The organism is Kitasatospora sp. NPDC058406, assembly GCF_042722765.1.
Classification (GTDB): domain Bacteria; phylum Actinomycetota; class Actinomycetes; order Streptomycetales; family Streptomycetaceae; genus Kitasatospora.
On sequence record NZ_JBHXKE010000117.1, the window covers coordinates 1 to 16,968 of the forward strand.

The following is a 16,968-nucleotide window of genomic DNA, read 5'->3' on the forward strand; positions in this document are numbered from 1 at the left end:
GTGCGCTCCCCTGCTGCTCCTACTGCTGTTGCTGGGGCGGTGCGGGCGGCGGCGGGTAGCCGTACCCGGCGGGCGGCGGCTGCTGGCCGCCGTCGGGCTGGGGGTAGCCGTATCCACCGCCCGGCGGCGCGGGCTGCTGCGGCTGCTGCCACTCCGGCGCCGGCTGGGGCGGACCCTGCGGCGGGTAGCCGTAGCCGGCCGGCGGCGGGGTCTGGCCCGGCTGCGCCCAGGGAGCACCGGGGACGGGCTGGGGGCCCGGCTGCTGCCACGGTTGCACCGGCTGCTGGTGCGGGTACGGCTGCTGCTGCGGGTCCGGGTGGAGCGGGCCGGGCTGCTGGGCCGGCTGCTGCTGCGGGGCGTAGGGCTGCGGTGCGGCGGCGTACTGCTGTGCGCCCGGGTGCTGCCAGCTCGCCTGCTGGGCCGCGGCCTGCTGGGCGCGGACGATGTCCTCGGCGACCAGCGCGGCGAGGTCGAAGTACGCCTCGCGGACCTTGGGCCGCATCATGTCGAGGTTGACCTCGGCGCCGGCCGCCAGGCTCTCGTCGAACGGCACCACGACCACGCCCCGGCAGCGGGTCCGGAAGTGCGCGACGATGTCCTCGACCTTGATCATCTTGCTGGTCTCGCGGACTCCGGAGACCACGGTGATCGAACGCTGCACCAGATCGGCGTAGCCGTGCGCGGAGAGCCAGTCCAGCGTGGTCGAGGCGGACGAGGCGCCGTCCACGCTGGGGGTGGAGACGATGATCAGCTGGTCGGCGAGGTCCAGCACCCCGCGCATCGCGCTGTACAGCAGGCCGGTGCCGGAGTCGGTCAGGATGATCGGGTACTGGCGGCCCAGCACGTCGATGACCTGCCGGTAGTCCGAGTCGTTGAAGGTCGTCGAGACGGCCGGGTCGACGTCGTTCGCCAGGATCTCCAGGCCCGAGTGCAGGTCCTGCGAGGTGAACTGACGGATGTCCATGTAGCTGCGCAGGTGCGGGATGGCCGTCACCAGGTCGCGGATGGTCGCGCCGGTCTGCCGCTTGACCCGGCGGCCGAGCGTGCCGGCGTCCGGGTTGGCGTCGATCGCGATCACCTTGTCCTGGCGCTCGCTGGCCAGCGTCGCGCCGAGGGCGGTCGTGGTCGTGGTCTTGCCGACGCCGCCCTTGAGGCTGATCACGGCGATCCGGTAGCAGCTGAGCACCGGGGTGCGGATGATCTCCAGCTTGCGGGACTTCTCGGCGGCGGCGGCCTTGCCGCCGAACTGGAACCGCGGCTGCTGGCGCTGCTGCTTCGGCTGGCTGCGCAGCAGGCGGTCCGAGGAGAGCTCGACGGCGGCCGTGTAGCCGAGCGGGGCGCCGTGCGCGGTCTGCTGCGGGGCCCCGGACTGCTGCATCGCGGCGGGCGCCTGCGGGGCGTCGGGCTGCTGCTGCCAGGGCTGGGCGGGCAGGCCCGGACCCGGCTGCGGGGGCTGCTGCTGGTAGGTGTTCGGCTGGGGCCAGCCGGCCGCGCGCGGGTCGGCGGCGGCCTGCGGGCCGGCCTGCGGAGCCGGGGCCTGCTGGGCGGCCTGCTGCGCGGCGGCCCAGGCGGCGGCCTGCGGGTCCTGCGGCTGCTGCACCTGCTGGGCCTGCTGGGAGTACGGCTGAGGCTGGGGCTGGGCCTGCGGGTACCCCTGGGCCTGCTGCTGCGGGTCCGGGTACGGCAGGGCCGGCTGCGCCGGCAGCGGCGCCGGGGCGGGCGCAGGCGGGTGGGGTCCACCGGGGTAGGGCTGCGGCTGCACCGACGGGTCGGCCGCGGGCCAGGGCTGGGCGACGGCCGGCGGCTGCTCCGCGTACGGGGCGGGAACCGGGGCGGGCGCGGGCACGGCCGGGTGGGTCGGCGGAGCGGCGAACGGGGGGTGCGGCGCCGCTATCCCGGCGGTGGGTGCGGCCGGGACGGCCGGCGCGGGCGCCGGCTGCGGCTGGAACTGGGGCTGGACCGGCGGCTGGGGTTGCGGAGCGGGCTCGACGGCCGGAACCGGAGCCGGAGCCGGCGCGGGCGGCGCCACCGGAGCCGCTGCCGTCGGGGCGGCGGCAGGGGCGGGGGCAGGCGTCGGAGCCGGACCGGGAGCCGCCGGAGCACCCGGGGCGTCCGTCTGCACGTACCAGGACGGGGGAGTGTAGTCGGGCGCGTCGGACCAGTCGTCGTCGTCCTCCGCCGCGTTGTCGCCGACGTAGACGCCGTCCCGATCGCTACTCACCTGAGGCTCCCTCGTGTTCGCCGCCGCACGTTCGCGGTGCCGTTGCCGCATCACAGCCTAGGCCGTGAGCCACCCCCCACTGAAGGCGGTATCTCATCTCCGACCGGGCCGCGACCGGGATCGGCCGGGTCAGTCGATCCGCCGCGGGCCGCCCAGGACCTGCCGTTCCGCCTGCCCCGCGACGACCCGTACGTACTGCCGGCTCATCCGGGTCGTCCAGAGCGTCAGGTCCTCGGCGAGGGTGGGCAGCGCCCCGACCTCGGGCGGGCCGAGCGACAGCACCCGGCCGATCAGCTCCGCCTCCTGCGGCGAGACCCGTTGCACCCCGACCAGGTCGGCCGCGTTGAGCACCCGGGCCGCGTTCGGCCCCAGGTACGGCAGCACGGTCAGGGTGGTCTGCCAGGGTGTGGCGGAGAGCCGGCTGCCGGGCGGGCGGGCGCCGAGGTCGCGCACCACCAGGACCGGCGAGGTGACCGAGGCGCCCTGCGGGCCGAGCCTGCCGACCTGGTGGACGGTGACGCACGGCTGACCGCCGCCGGCGGCCTGAGCGAGCGGGCCCCACAGGTGGGCGCGGGCGGTCTCCACGGCGACCCGGGCGCCGGTGGCGGCCGCCCGCAGCGCGATGACCTGCGCCGTCCAGACGCCGCCGACCAGGACCAGGTCGTAGGCGCCGGGCCGGAACAGTCCGAGCACGGCTGGCTGCGCCCGGTGCACGTCCTGGCCGATCAGTACGCCGTCGTCGCCGACCGGGAAGGCCAGCGCGGCCAGATCCCCGACGGCCAGCACGTGCTTCTCCCGCCGCGGGCCGCGAAGCCCGAAGCCGGGCAGCAGCCGGGACGGGATCCTCGGCCGCCGCCCGGCTCCGGTCGGCGCACCGGTCGGCCGGTAGCCCTGGTACGCCATCAGGCGGTACCTCCCAGCGGGAGGGTGGCGAGCACGCCGGGGGCCTGCTCCAGGTCGAGCCGGGTCAGCCCCAGGCCGGCGCCCTGCGCGCGGGCCTCGACCCGGCGTCCGATCCGGACGGCCTCGCTCTCGCTGCGCCCGGTCACCCGGACGTGGCCGCTGAGCGTCACCGAGCCGCCGGTGCCGTGCCCGGCGGTGAGGCTGAAGGTGCTCGCCAGCGCGGGTGCGCCGGTGACCAGGTTCACCAGGTCGGGGACGGCGATCCGGCCGGGGGCGCCGCCGGGGCGGCCGAGTTGCGGCCAGCGGGAGATCCAGTAGGTGCTGTGCCAGCGGTCGTCGACCCGCCAGAACCGGTTGCCCTCCTGGGTGCGCCGCCCGCTGCCGCCGCCGCCCGTGCCCCGGCGGCCGGCCGTGGCCAGGGGGTTGACGCAGGCGGCGGTGGCGAGTGCGGCGATCAGCTCGCGCTCGTCGAGCACGGTCGCGTCGAAGCCCGCGCTGTTCAGACGCCCGGCGAGCTGGTCGGTGACCCGCTGGAGTGCCTTGCGGGCGCCCTCCTCGCCGCCGCCCCGGGCGCGCACCGCGGTGGCCGCCCGTTCGGGGTCGAGCTTGAGCGCCACCCAGGTGAGCCGCAGGCCGGGGGTGGCTGCGCCGTCCGGCAGCTCCCGGTATGCGCGGGCGGCCAGCGACTGTTCGGGCAGGTGCGGCGCGGGCGCCGGCCGGGTGTGCTGGACCAGCTGGACCGACTCCAGGGTGATGTCGTCCACCCGCAGCACGGAGCAGACGACGTCCAGCGGGAGCGGCCGGGCGGTGCGGGCGGGGCGCAGCGGGCGGTCCTTGGTCTGGACGAGCAGGACGGTGCTCAGGAAGGTGCCGTCGCCGACCATGCCGGTCTCCCGGCGGACCGGACGGCCGCCGAAGGCCGCCTCGGTGGTGTGGGTGCAGGTGCGCAGCGCGGGCTCCAGCTCCAGCGCGGGGGCGAGCGCCGGGTCGGTGCCGGCCGGCGGCGCGTCGTCCCGGGCGCGCTTCCGGCGGGCCCGCAGGGCGGCCCGGACCCGCAGCGCCTCGGGGGCGGTGCGGCCGCGGACCGGGACGACCGCGAGCACGAGCAGGGCCAGGGCGATCGCGCCGAACGCGGCGGCGACCGGTCGGCTGATCGTCCAGCCGACTGCGGCCAGTGCCGACGCGACCTCGACGAGCACCAGTTGGTGGAGCGCCAGGCGACCGCCCAGGAGCCCGGGGCGGGGGTGGATGCGGACCGGGACGGGGCCGTCGGCCGGGTCGGGGCGGGTCGGGGCGGCGGAGGTGCCGGGGCCGGGTTGCGGGCGGGGTCCGGGGCGGTGTGGTCCGCTGTTGCGTGCCGTGCTGCGACGTCCTGGAGCGGTCTGGCCTGGCATCCCCCGGTGGCCCCTTTCGCTAAGTCAGTTGTCTTGTCCCGCTGGCCCGTTCGTGATCCGTGCCCGTACCGTACTCACCGTCTGCTGCCGCATCGTAGAGGTTCGAGCACGTTCTCGCCCGGCGGATGCGGACCACGGGGCAGGTCGGTCTGACAGGGGGGACGACGAGCATGGCATCGCGTCGGGACGAGCTGAACGCCTACACCTTCGCCCGCAGGCGCACGGTCGGAGCCTTCCTCCTGCCCGGTGGCGGGGGGAGCGACGAGGACGCGCCGCGTCCGGTGAGGGCGGTCCTGCCGAGCGTGGTCGTCGGGGCGCTGGTGGTCGGTGGCTTCGGGCTCTGGGGGGTGTTCCGGCCGAGCGCGCCGCTCGGCTGGGACGAGGGCAGGTTCATCGTCCAGGGCAAGCAGAGCACCACCCGGTACGTCGTGCTGACCGATCCGGACGGCCGGACCAAGCGGTTGCACCAGGTGCTGAACATGTCGTCGGCGCGGCTGGTGCTGCCGGTGGGCGCCAAGGTGGTGGTGGTCGCCGACGGGGTGCTCGACAAGTACCCCAACCACGGTCCGACGATCGGCATCCCCTACGCCCCGGACAAGTTGCCGTCGAGGGAGAACGCGAGCCGGCCGATGAAGTGGTCGGTCTGCGACCGTCCGGGCGCGGACGACGGGGGGAACACGGTCAACCAGGCGGTCTTCGTGGCGGGCGGCGCCGACGCCCGGGCGCTGGAGGCGCCGGACCGGCTGCTCGACGTCGACCAGGCGCTGCTGGTGCAGCAGGCGGACGACCCGCAGGTGGCGGCCCGCTCCGGGCAGGCCGGTGCGGGCGGGGGGCGGCTGAGGCTGTTCCTGGTGGACTCGAAGGGCCGGAGGCACGCGATCGGCGGTCCGGAGGACTCGGACGCCACGCGGACGCAGCTGATGGGGGCGGTCTTCGGGGCGACCGCCAGCCCGCAGAAGGTGAAGAAGGACTGGCTGGACACGCTGGCGCCGGGCAGTGACATCGTCTTCCCGCGGATCGACGGGCTGGTGCCGGACACCAAGGCCCCCAACTCCTCCGTGGCGTTGCAGAATCCGGAGAACCGCAAGGTGGGCCGGCTGGTCCGGTTCGGTGACCGGCACTACGTGGTGGGGAGGAGCCGGCTGCTGCTGATCACCCCGTTCCAGGCCGAACTGATCAGGCAGAACCCGCTGTTGCAGCCGCTGTACGACCAGGACGCCAACCGGAACCCGCGGATCGAGGACATCACCCCGGCCGAGCACGCCGCGCTCAACAGCAGCACTCCGCTGACGGCCGACGGCGCCGCCGACTGGCCCACCAGGACGGGTGCCCCGGTCAACGACTGGCAGGCGCAGAAGGACGCGAGGGCCGTGGTCTGCAGCACCTTCGACGGGGTGGCGGAGGACGGCAGGTCCCCGCGGCGCAGCGTCTGGGCCGGCCCGGACTATCCGGCGCGGTACGGCAACGGGGCGGCGTCGGCGCACGTGACGCCCGGCCACGGCCTGTTCTACCGGGCGCTGGACAACGGGACGGACGGCTCCGGCACCGACTTCCTGATCACCGAGACGGGCCTGCGGTACGCGGTGCCGGCCAGCGGCGACAGCGGCAAGGGCGGTCAGGCCGCGGCGTCGGCCCAGCCGGTCCCGTCGGCCTCGTCGGCCTCGTCGGCCTCGTCGGGACAGTCCGGGGCCCCGGCCGCGGAGGAGGCGGGCGGCAACCAGGCCCGGCTCGGCTACCAGGGCCTGCAGCCGGCCCCCGTCCCCCGGCAGTGGTCGAACCTGGTGCCGGCCGGCCCCGCGCTCAATGCCGGGAGCGCAGCTCAGCAGCAGAACGCATGATCGGTCTATCGCCTTTCAGGGCACGGAAACTGACGTGATGTCATGGCTTGGTAACCGGCCCCCGCGCGAGGTTGGGTGAGCTGCGTGTGCCGACTACAGTGCTGCAGGACATCACACCGGTGATGCGCGGGGGGCTCGGAACCGGCGCCCCGGACACAGGGTCTGTCTCGTGGGGGACGGTGGAGCATGGGTCAGTTCAGGACGACCGCTCAGGAGATGCTGGCGTTCACCAAGCACATGGACGAGGTCATCGGCGCGATCAACACCGAGATCAACGGCCTCAACAACCTGGTCACCTCGATCACCAGCGGTTGGCAGGGGCAGGCCGCGCAGGCGTACACGAACCTCCAGGGCCAGTTCAACACGGACGCCCAGGAGCTCAACAAGTCGCTGGTGGCGATCAAGGAAGCGATCGAGCTCACGACCCAGAAGTACGCGCAGGCCGACGCGGAGCAGCAGGCGACCTTCGGCGCCGGCACGGTCTGATCCCCGTTCCGTCCGCTCACCCGGCGACGCGCCCCTCGGGTGATGGGGTGCTTCGCAGCCTCGACTAGGAGACATCGTGGCCGAACACATTCTCGTCAACTTCAGCACCATCAAGAGCGCCAGTTCCGAGGTCCGGCGGACCGCGCAGACGATCAACGCCCAGCTCGAGGAGCTGAAGGCGGGTGTCACCAAGATCGCCACCAGCTGGGAGGGCGTCGCCCAGCAGGGCTACCAGGCCCACCAGACGAAGTGGGACGAGCGCGCCGCGCACCTGCAGCAGGTGCTGGCGCAGATCGCCAACTCCCTGGACAAGGCGGCCGAGAGCTACCAGAACACCGAGAACCGCAACGCCACCCTCTGGACGGGTTGACGGCGGGCTGCGGCCCGAGCACGACTCGACGAGGGGCGGGTTGCCCGGCGGGCACCCGCCCCTGGCGCGCAACCGGGGTGGACGACATGAGGGGTGGCAGGGTGCCGGTGGCCAGGTACCGGACGGCGGCCGTGGCGCTGGCGTCGCTGGCGGTGCTCGGCGGCCCGGCGGTGGCCCCGGCGGTCGCCGCCGGACCGGGTGCCGCCGCCGGACCGGGCATCGCCGCGGCCGGGGACTGCGGCAGGTCCGCGCCGAACGTGCAGGCCGTGCCATGGTCCCTGCAGCGGATGGTGCTGGACGAGCTCTGGCAGGGCGGCGCGACCACCGGCGCGGGGGTGCTGGTCGCGGTCATCGACACCGGGGTGGACGACCAGAACCCGCAGCTCGCGCACCGGGTGATCGACGGCGGATCGCTGCTGAAGGACAAGGAGGGCCGCCGGATCGAGGGCGGCGGCAAGAACGACCTGGTCGGGCACGGCACCAAGGTCGCCGGCATCATCGCCGCCGGGCGCAGCGAGCAGACCGGCTTCGTCGGCATCGCCCCGGGCGCCACCATCCTGTCGATCCGGCAGAACGACGCGGAGGGCAACGGGGACGTCCACTCGCTGGTCGAGGCGATCGACTCGGCCGTCCGGCAGGGCGCGAGGGTCGTCAACATCTCCCAGGACGTGCGCGGCGCGGGCGACAGCGGGTTCGTCGGCTACGCCGAGCTGAAGGCCGCGATCGAGAACGCCGAGAGCCGGGGCGCGGTGGTGGTGGCCTCCAGCGGCAACGACGGCAGGAAGGGCGACACCTACCCGGCGGCCTTCCCGACCGTGCTCGCCGTCGGCGCCTCGGACCGCAACAACGAGCGGACCTACTTCTCCCAGTACGGCGACTTCGTGGACGTCGCGGCGCCCGGCGTCGACATGCTCTCCACCGTCCCGCGCGGCGGCCAGTGCGTGGACAACGGCACCAGCTTCGCCGCGCCGTACGTGGCCGGGCTGGCCGCGCTGCTGGTCGGCGCGCACGGGGACTGGCGGCCGAGCCAGGTGCGGGCCTGGATCGAGCAGACCGCGCAGCGTACCGACCACAAGCCCAACGAGTACGTCGGGTGGGGCGTCGTCGACCCGGTGAAGGCCGTGGCCACCGCGCCCGTCGCGCCGCCGGACCGGGCCACCGAGGATCCGCCGGTCCGGCTGGCCGCCGCCCCGATCGTGCCGCGGCCGCCCGGTCTCGGCGAGACCCGGGCCGACCGGGACGGCCGGACCGCCACCTACGTGCTGGGTGTCGGCGCCCTGCTGGTGGCCCTGGTGATCGGCGGCGCCGTGGTGCTCCGCGACCACCGCCGCGGGCCCTCGGACTGAGTTCCGGAATCTTTTCCGGTCGGGCTGTAACATCCGGCCCCGCTCATCGCATCCCTCCCGTGTCGGGGGAGTGAGCGGGCGGGGGAGGCACGTCGGATGGGACGGACCGGGGGCACGCGCGAGGCCAAGGACGGGGAGTTCCTGGAGCTCGTGGCGGGCCACACGGGGCGGCTGTACCGCTCGGCGTGCCTGCTCACCAGTGGGGACACCCACTACGCGGAGGACCTCGTCCAGGAGGCCCTCGGGCGGATGTACGTGCTGTGGCGCCGGAGTGCCTGGACCGGCGGGCGGTACCGGGTCGAGAACCCCGGCGCGTACGCCCACACCGTCATGGTGCGGACCTTCCTCGCCCAGCAGCGCCGGCGTTCCAGCGGGGAGCGGCCCACCGGCGAGCTGCCCGAGCGTGCGGGCCGGGAGGCGGACCGCGCGCTGCGGCTGACCCTGCTCGACGCGCTCGGCGGGCTGCCGCCCAAGGACCGGGCGGTGCTGGTGCTGCGCTACTGGGAGGATCGCAGTGTCGAGGAGACCGCCGAGGTGCTGCGGGTCTCCTCGGGAGCGGTCCGGACCCGGACCACGCGGGCGCTGGCCCGGCTGCGGGCGCAGTTCGGGGAGACGCTGGCCGAGCTCGCCGTTCGATGACCGATCCTTGACGCTTCCTGTCGCTTCCGGACGTCTCCTGACCGCACACCGCACACCGCACACCGAGCCCCCCGCCCTACCGCTGCCCGGCGCCCCTCTGGCCCCGCGCTCGCACCGACGCCCGGTGCCACCCGCCACCCGCCACCACCCGCCGCCTATTGAAACGGTGATCACGCATGTCCGAACAGGACAGGTTCGAGGATGATCTTCTCTTCGCCATGACCCGCACGGGTGAGGGCTTCGGAGGCGAGGGCCGGCAGGCGCTGGCGGTCGGTGGCCTGGCCCGGGGCCGCCGGCTCCGCCGCCGGCGCTCGGCCACCGCGGCGCTGGGCGGCGCGGTCGCGCTGGCCCTGGTCGGCACCGGCGCGATGTACCTCACCGGCGGCACCGGGGGCACCGGAGGCTCCCCGGCCACCGCGCCGCAGATCGCACCCGCGGCGGGCGGCGGAACCGCGAGCGTGAGCGCCACCGGCACCGGCACCGGTACCGACCAGAGCGACCAGGGAGGCCAGGGAGGCCAGGACGGGGCCCCGGCCCGCGCCTACTCCGTCCCCGAGGCGATCGCCGTCCTCCGGACCCTGCTGCCCGCGGGCAAGGTCACCGGCACCGGTGAGGCCGCCGGGCCGCTGCTCTTCGACGACGGCAAGGGCGGGTCCGTGCTGAGCCTCTCGCTGGACCGGTACGGGGAGGGCGACGCACGCCGTACGGAGAACGGCTGCCCGGACCGGAAGGCGATGCGGTTCGACGCCTGCACCTCGACCGCCCTGCCGGGCGGCGGCTCGCTGACCGTGTTCCAGGGCTACGAGTACCCCGACAACCGGGCCGAGACCAAGCGGTGGTTCGCCCGGCTGGTCGGCCAGGACGGCCGGATGGTCCAGCTGACCGAGTGGAACGCCCCGGCCGCGAAGGGGGCGCCGGTCTCCCGGCCCGCCCCGCCGCTGACGCCCGAGCAGCTGACGGCGGTGGTCACCGGCAAGTCCTGGGACCGGATCGTCGCGGGCATCCCCCTCCCGGCGCCGGTGAAGCCGCGCGACACCGAGGAGTACGGCAAGGACGAGATCCTGGCGATCACCGCCGGGCTGCTGCCGGCCGGTCTGAAGCAGGCCGAGACCGGCGGCCAGCCGGGCTTCGCCGACTTCGTGGTGGACGACGGCAAGGGCAAGTCCCTGGTGCAGGTCAACGTGCAGGACGGGAGCCATGACAATGCGGTCGAGCAGTTGTTCGGCAACGCCGAGAGGCTCCCGGACGGCACCCGGGTGACCGTCCTCAAGCAGGGCGGCATGTGGACGGTCGACACCCTCCACGCGGACGGCCTGCGGGTGGTGATCAGCGCCTTCAACAGCGCCGGCCTGCGCACCCCGGCCACCCGGGCCACCCCGGCGCTGACCGTCGAGCAGCTGAAGGCGGTCGCCACGGCCCCGCAGTGGAAGCTCAAGAAGTAGCGGCGGCCGGGCCACGACACGGCAGTGCCCCGGGCCGGGGGGCCCGGGGCACTGCCGCGTGGGGGAGGGGGGAGGTCGGGTTCCGGTCGGATCAGCCCTGCTGGTCCTCGGGGAGGCTGATCACCCAGCGGGTGTCCTGCCGGGGGCGCAGGTAGAACAGCCAGTAGAGGGTGGCGGCCGCGGTGATGCCGCCGGTCCACAGCAGCGGCACGGTGTCGAGCTGGGTGATGATGTAGATCAGCACGACGATCAGGACCACCGGGACGGCGGGCCAGAGCGGCATCCGCCAGGCGGCGGCGTGCTTGTGCCGGTCGCGGCGGGAGAGCAGCGCGGCGATCGCGACCAGCAGGTACATCCCGGTGACGGCGACGCCGGTGATCTCGCTGAGCAGCTCGCCCTCGACGAAGCAGAGCGCGGCGCCCGGCAGGCCGACGGCCAGGGTGGCGACCCACGGGGAGCCGAACCGGCCCAGGGTGGCGAAGGCCTTGTTGACCGGGTCGGGCCAGGCCTTGTCGCGGGCCGAGGCGAACAGCACCCGGGAGTTCTGGATGACCATGACGATGCCGGCGTTGATGATGGCCAGGGCGACGCAGAGGCTGATGAAGGTGCCGACCGCGGAGTTGCTCCAGGCGGTGACCATGCCGGAGATGTCGCCCGAGCTGAGCGTCGCCAGGTCGGGGGCGCCCACGGTGATCGCGGTGACCGGGACGAGGATGACGGCGGCGGAGATGCCCAGCGTCCACAGCACGGTGCGGGAGACGTTGCGGCGCGGGTTCTCCAGCTCCTCGGAGAGGTAGACCGCGGTGGAGAAGCCCTGGGTGATGAAGAGCGCGATGCCGAGTGCGCCGATGACGGCGCCGATGCTCACCGTGGTGGTGACGCCGTCCTCGCCGGTGACGACGCCGTGCAGCATGCTCGGCGCGTCGCTGTTGGCGTGGGCGAAGCCCAGCACCGAGACGACCCCGGCGGCGATGACCTCCAGGACCAGGAAGATGCCGGTGATCCAGGCGTTGGCGCGCAGGTCGAGCAGGCCGGCCAGGGTGGCGGCGAGCATCACCGCGGCGCCGGCGATCGGCTTGTCGACGTGGAGCACGGGCGCGAGGTAGTCGGCGGTGCCGAGGGCGATCACCGAGGGGACGATCATCACCACGATCAGCGAGAGCACGAAGACCAGCCAGCCGGCCAGCCGTCCGGCCAGCGTGCCGACCATCGCGTACTCGCCGCCCGCGCTGGGGATCAGGGTGCCGAGCTCGGAGTAGCAGAAGGCGACCGCGATACAGAGCACCGAGCCGATCGCGATGGCCAGCGCGGTGGCGCTGCCGATGCTGGAGAACAGCTCCGGGACGATCACGAAGAGCGTGGAGGCCGGGGTGACGCAGGACAGCGTGAGCAGCGTGCCGCCCACGACGCCGATCGAGCGCTTGAGCGTCTGCGGGGCGGCGGCGGTGCCCGCGGTCGCCGTGGCGGGGGCTACGGCGCGTGGCGGGCGAAGCGTGTCGGTCATGAGGCTTCCGATCGGCTCTGTGCGGTCCTGGAGTGGGAGCGGTATCGCCTCCGCTGGCTGGTTGCTCGGTTTCTGGTTCTGTCGCTCCCGGGCCGCCATGGAACCTTGCCCGTATCGATCGAGTCAATCGTCGAATTGCTTCGGAATCCGTTGCGGTCGACGGCATAAGCATGCGATCTCATGATCACAGATCGTCATCACTATGCATGCCCGACTTGTTACCTTCGCCACCCTGGGTCTGAATCCAAGGTGAACGCGGGATTGCGTGCGCCCATTCAAAGGCGGCGTCTCGACGTCAGGACAGGTCGATCGGCCGCCCCCGGGTGGCCCGCCCGCCGTTCCGGGAGGTGCGGGAACCGCAGCCCTCCGGCGTAAAGATCTAGGTAACGTTTCAGCAGATGGGACGTGGGGCGGGGCCTGACCCCCGCGGATCCGGCCCGTCGATCACCCTCCGTCACCTGTGTCGGGTCCGTCGTGCATAGCCACGCCGGCGCGTCACGACGCCGGCAGCCAGCCGGTCTGGACCATCTGCCCGCCGGTCACCCGGCGCGAGACGAACACCCCGCGGCCCGGCGGCAGCGCCTGCGGCTTGACCGTGCCCAGCAGCGCCCCCTCGTCCCGGTTGCCGGACAGCAGCACGCCCTGGCCGCCCAGCTCGCGCATCCGCTGCATGAACGGCTCGTACAGCGACCGGCCGGCCCCGCCCGCGCTCCGCGCCACGATCACCCGCAGACCGATGTCGCGGGCGAACGGCAGGAACTCCGTCAGCGCGGCCAGCGGGTTGCCGGAGGCGGTGGCCACCAGCTCGTAGTCGTCCACGACGACGAACATGTCCTTGCCGCTGTACCAGCTGCGGTTGCGCAGCTGCTCGGGGGTCACGTCCGGTCCGGGCAGACGGCGGGCGCACGCCCCGCGCAGCATCTCGACCACCCGGGTCATGGCCGGCTGCGCGGCCGCGTACTCCACCAGGTGGTCCGGCGGCACGGTGCCGAGCAGCGCCCGCCGGTAGTCGCCCACCACGATGCCGGCCTGGTCCGGGGTGTACCGGTCGGTGATCTGCTTGACCAGCATCCGCAGCAGCGCCGACTTCCCGGACTCGGTGTCGCCGAAGACGATGAACAGCGGATCGGTCTCGAAGTTGACGAAGGCCGGTGCCAGCTCCGCCTCGTCGACGCCGAACGCGACGCCCCGCTCGGGGTGCTCGAAGCCCTTCGGCAGCGCGTGGCCGTCCAGCACCGTCGGCAGCATCCGCACCTGCGGCGCGCGCGGGCCCGTCCAGGCGGCGTCGACGGCCGCGACCAGTCCGGCCACGCCGTCCCGGAGGTCGTCCACCGCGCTCGACCCGTCGAGCCGCGGCAGGCCGGTGAGGAAGTGCAGCCGGTCCGCGGTGACCCCGCGCCCCGGGACGGCCGGCACGTTCTGCGCCACCCGGCGGTCCACCTCGGACTCCATCGCGTCGCCGAGCTTCAGTTCGGTCCGGTTCTGCAGCAGGTCCTTGAGCGCCGGCCGCACCTCCGCGTACCGGGCGGCGGTGACGATCAGGTGGACGCCGTAGCCGAGGCCGCGCTGGGCGATGTCCCCGATCACGCCCTCCAGCATCTCGAACTCCTGCTTGAAGGTGTTCCAGCCGTCGATCACCAGGAAGACGTCGCCGAACCGCTCGTCCGGCAGCTGTCCGGCCGCCCGGCGGGAGCGGTAGGTCGCGATGGAGTCGAGTCCGGTCGCCCGGAACAGCTCCTCGCGCCGGTTCAGCACGCCGTGCACCTCGGAGACGGTCCGGCGGACCTTCTCGACGTCCAGCCGCCCGGCCACCCCGCCGACGTGCGGCAGGTCCTGGAGCGACTGGAAGCCGCCGCCGCCGAAGTCCAGCAGGTAGAACTGCACCTCCAGCGGGGTGTGGGTGAGCGCGAACGCGGCCACCGCGGTGCGCACCACCGTCGACTTGCCGGACCGGGGCCCGCCGACGACCAGTCCGTGGCCGGCCGCGCCCGCGTAGTCCTGGTCGAGGATGTCGCGCTTCTGGTCGCGCGGGCGGTCGACGGTGCCGACCGGCACCCGCAGCCGGCCCAGCGCCCCGTACCCGGGTGCGGTCAGCCCGCGTTCCGGGGTCGTCCGGAGCGGCGGCAGCAGCTGGTCCACGCTCGGCGGCGCGTCCAGCGGCGGCAGCCACACCTGGTGCGCGGCCGGGCCCCGGCCCGCCATCCGCTGCACGAACACGTCCAGCACGGTGTCCACCAGGGCGTCGTCCTGCTCCTCGGCGAGCGGCTCGACCTCCTGCACCGGCGGTTCCGACACCGCCACCTCGGCCGCCGTGAACACCACCGGCCGCGCGGTCACCAGCCGGCCGCCGGTCGACCGCTGCTGCCCCGGCGCCCGGTACGGCCCGGACACGTACGCGGCCTTGAACCGCTCCATCACGTCGGTGCCGAACTTGAGGTAGCCGACGCCCGGCACCGGCGGCAGGTGGTAGGCGTCCGGCACGCCGATCGCCGCCCGCGACTCGGCCGCGGAGAAGGTGCGCAGGCCGATCCGGTACGAGAGGTAGGTGTCCAGGCCGCGCAGCTTGCCCTCCTCCAGGCGCTGCGAGGCCAGCAGCAGGTGCACCCCCAGCGACCGGCCGATCCGGCCGATCTGGATGAACATGTCGATGAAGTCGGGCTTGGCGGTGAGGAGTTCGGAGAACTCGTCGATGATCAGCACCAGCGAGGGCAGCGGGTCCAGCGCCGCGCCGGCCGCCCGGGCCCGCTCGTACTCGTGGACGTTGGCGTAGTTGCCCGCCCGGTGCAGCAGCTCCTGGCGGCGGTTGAGTTCGCCCTCGATCGCGTCCCGCATGCGGTCGACCAGGGTGAGCTGACCCTCCAGGTTGGTGATCACCGCCGAGGTGTGCGGCATGTCCGCCATCCCCGCGAAGGTGGCCCCGCCCTTGAAGTCGGCGAGCACGAAGTTCAGGGTCTCCGAGGTGTGCGTCATCGCCAGCGCCAGCACCAGGGTGCGCAGCAGCTCGGACTTGCCGGAGCCGGTCGCGCCGACGCACAGGCCGTGCGGACCCATGCCCTCCAGCGCGGCCTCCTTGATGTCCAGGTGGATGTGCTCGCCGCCGGCCCCGACCCCGATCGGCACCCGCAGTCGCTCGTGCTGCGCCCGCCGGCGCCAGCTGCGGGTCACGTCGAAGGAGCCCGGGTCGCCCGAGTTCATCAGGTCGGTGAAGTCGAGGTCGGAGAGCAGCGGTTCGTCGTCGCCGCCGGCCGACGCCCGGTACGGGGCCAGCTGGCGGGCGAGCGCCTCCGACTGCCAGGCCGACAGGACGTCCGGCTTGCCGGAGTACGTCGCGCCCGACGCCGAGCGGAGCACCAGCGTGTCCGGCGTGACCGTCATGATCAGATGCCCGGTCGGCTCGTCCAGGTCACCGGGAACCACCTCGATGACGGTCACCCCGTGCACGCCCTCGGCGCCGGCCAGCAAGGAGTCGTGCGGCACCGCGGCGCCGTCCGTCACGACGACGACGTGCGGCTGGTCAGGGGACGGCGCGGCGTCCCGGACGAACCGCTGGCGGCCCGCCAGTTCGTCCTGCAGCAGGAACTCCAGCTCGCCGAGGCCGGTGGCGGTCAGCCGGCGCGAACCCGCGCCGTCGTACTCCTTGCGGTGCTGGTTGTGCGGGAGCCACTTGGTCCACTCCCACTCCTCCGCCGCGCCCGGCGCCGCGGCCACCGCCACCAGCAGGTCGTCCGGCGAGTGCAGCGTCGTCAACTGGGCGATCATCGCCCGTACGTTGCCGTACACGGTGTCCGGGTCCCCGCACACCGTGACGTGGTAGAACGCCCGCAGCGAGACCGCCAACGGCAGGTCCTGCAGGGTGCCGTGGGCCTTCAGGAAGGTCTGCATCGCGGCCGCCGAGAGCGGCTCCAGCTCGTCCATCGGCGCCGTCTGCGGTGCGACCAGCGGGGTGGACAGCTGCACCGGCCCCCGGCCGACCCGAATCTGTGCGAAGTCGGCGTCGCCGGTGCGGCGTTCCCAGATCCGCCGGCCGTCCGCCACGATCGACCAGAGCTGGTCGGGCTCGGGATTGAGGAACAGCTGCGCGCCACGCTGGCGCTCGGCGGTCCGGCGCACCTGGCGGCGCATCTGCTGCAGGTACTTGAGGTAGTCGCGGCGCTCGTCCGCGGTGGCGGTGGAGCCGCCCCGGCGGACGCGGACGATCTGGGCGAGCACCATGCCGACCGTCGAGACGATCATCAGACCGCCCATGATCTTCATCGGGGCCGGGGCGCCCGGAGAGAAGAAGAAGACCGCAGACCCGCCCATCCCGAGCATCGGCAGGACGCCCATCACCCAGTCCTCGCCGCCCGAACGGGGCAGTTCGGGCGGGCCGACCAGCTCCACCGGCTCGTCCGGCACCGCCGGCGGATAGGCCCGGGGCGGCCGCTTCACCGTGATCACGCCCATGCGCGCCCCACCCCACGACCACGAACGCTTCGCTCGATCACTACGGCATCAGCCCTCACGCCACTGGATCCGTACGGGTGAGGGCGCCCCGTGTGGCGCCGCCCCCGCTCCGCCGACCGCAGGCACCCGGGAGGGGAGCGTGGCCCCGCCCCCGTCGCCTCGCGCAGGGGCCGATCCTACTGGGCGCCCCGCCCCGCCACACCGCCGTCCGCCCACCCGTCCGCCGGCCTGCGTCGAGGACGGGCGCGAGCCGGACGGTAAAGTGACGCTTCGTCAATGTGCGTCCCGGGTGGACCGGGTCCGCAACCCGGCCCCCGACGGACACCGGGGGCACCCGCCCCCCGCGCCCCGCCCGCGGGAGACCCAAACCCCCCCCGAAAAC

Annotated in this window: 11 protein-coding genes; 6 read left to right on the forward strand and 5 right to left on the reverse strand. The window is 73.9% G+C overall.

Features of this window, described 5'->3' with window-relative positions; translation table 11 throughout:
* Positions 1–19 precede the first annotated feature (19 nt).
* The 3 genes from ACFWOG_RS22825 to eccE form a co-directional block, all read right to left on the reverse strand.
* On the reverse strand, positions 20–2,221 hold the full coding sequence (locus tag ACFWOG_RS22825; protein WP_380360639.1) for a MinD/ParA family protein: 2,202 nt from the start codon (positions 2,219–2,221) through the stop codon (positions 20–22).
* A gap of 129 nt (positions 2,222–2,350) precedes the next feature.
* Positions 2,351–3,124 (reverse strand): hypothetical protein, encoded by a 774-nt coding sequence (locus tag ACFWOG_RS22830; protein WP_329877534.1) that lies wholly within the window; start codon positions 3,122–3,124, stop codon positions 2,351–2,353.
* Positions 3,124–4,518 (reverse strand): type VII secretion protein EccE, encoded by a 1,395-nt coding sequence (gene eccE, locus ACFWOG_RS22835; protein WP_380360641.1) that lies wholly within the window; start codon positions 4,516–4,518, stop codon positions 3,124–3,126. Before eccE ends, ACFWOG_RS22830 begins: the two co-directional genes overlap by 1 nt.
* A gap of 170 nt (positions 4,519–4,688) precedes the next feature.
* Here eccE and ACFWOG_RS22840 point away from each other — a divergent pair, with 170 nt between their 5' ends.
* The 6 genes from ACFWOG_RS22840 (at position 4,689) to ACFWOG_RS22865 (ending at position 10,639) form a co-directional block, all read left to right on the forward strand.
* Positions 4,689–6,356 carry a type VII secretion protein EccB gene (locus tag ACFWOG_RS22840; protein WP_380360643.1) on the forward strand — a complete coding sequence of 556 codons (1,668 nt, stop codon included), beginning with the start codon at positions 4,689–4,691 and terminating at the stop codon, positions 6,354–6,356.
* Between the two features lie 186 nt (positions 6,357–6,542).
* Positions 6,543–6,842, forward strand: coding sequence for a WXG100 family type VII secretion target (locus ACFWOG_RS22845; RefSeq protein WP_329952543.1), 300 nt, complete (start codon positions 6,543–6,545; stop codon positions 6,840–6,842).
* Between the two features lie 76 nt (positions 6,843–6,918).
* Positions 6,919–7,212, forward strand: coding sequence for a WXG100 family type VII secretion target (locus tag ACFWOG_RS22850; protein WP_329952542.1), 294 nt, complete (start codon positions 6,919–6,921; stop codon positions 7,210–7,212).
* An 86-nt stretch (positions 7,213–7,298) separates the two neighbouring features.
* A complete protein-coding gene (gene mycP, locus ACFWOG_RS22855; protein ID WP_380360646.1) occupies positions 7,299–8,558 on the forward strand; it encodes a type VII secretion-associated serine protease mycosin in 1,260 nt (419 codons plus the stop codon).
* A 96-nt stretch (positions 8,559–8,654) separates the two neighbouring features.
* Positions 8,655–9,197: a SigE family RNA polymerase sigma factor gene (locus ACFWOG_RS22860; protein WP_329952540.1), complete on the forward strand. Its 543-nt coding sequence runs from the start codon at positions 8,655–8,657 to the stop codon at positions 9,195–9,197.
* A gap of 176 nt (positions 9,198–9,373) precedes the next feature.
* A complete protein-coding gene (locus ACFWOG_RS22865; protein ID WP_380360648.1) occupies positions 9,374–10,639 on the forward strand; it encodes a hypothetical protein in 1,266 nt (421 codons plus the stop codon).
* 91 nt (positions 10,640–10,730) lie between these two features.
* Here the strand turns inward: ACFWOG_RS22865 and ACFWOG_RS22870 are convergent, their stop codons facing one another.
* A complete protein-coding gene (locus ACFWOG_RS22870) occupies positions 10,731–12,143 on the reverse strand; it encodes an APC family permease (protein ID WP_380360650.1) in 1,413 nt (470 codons plus the stop codon).
* 495 nt (positions 12,144–12,638) lie between these two features.
* Positions 12,639–16,586 (reverse strand): type VII secretion protein EccCa, encoded by a 3,948-nt coding sequence (gene eccCa, locus ACFWOG_RS22875; RefSeq protein ID WP_380360652.1) that lies wholly within the window; start codon positions 16,584–16,586, stop codon positions 12,639–12,641.
* Positions 16,587–16,968: the final 382 nt, after the last annotated feature.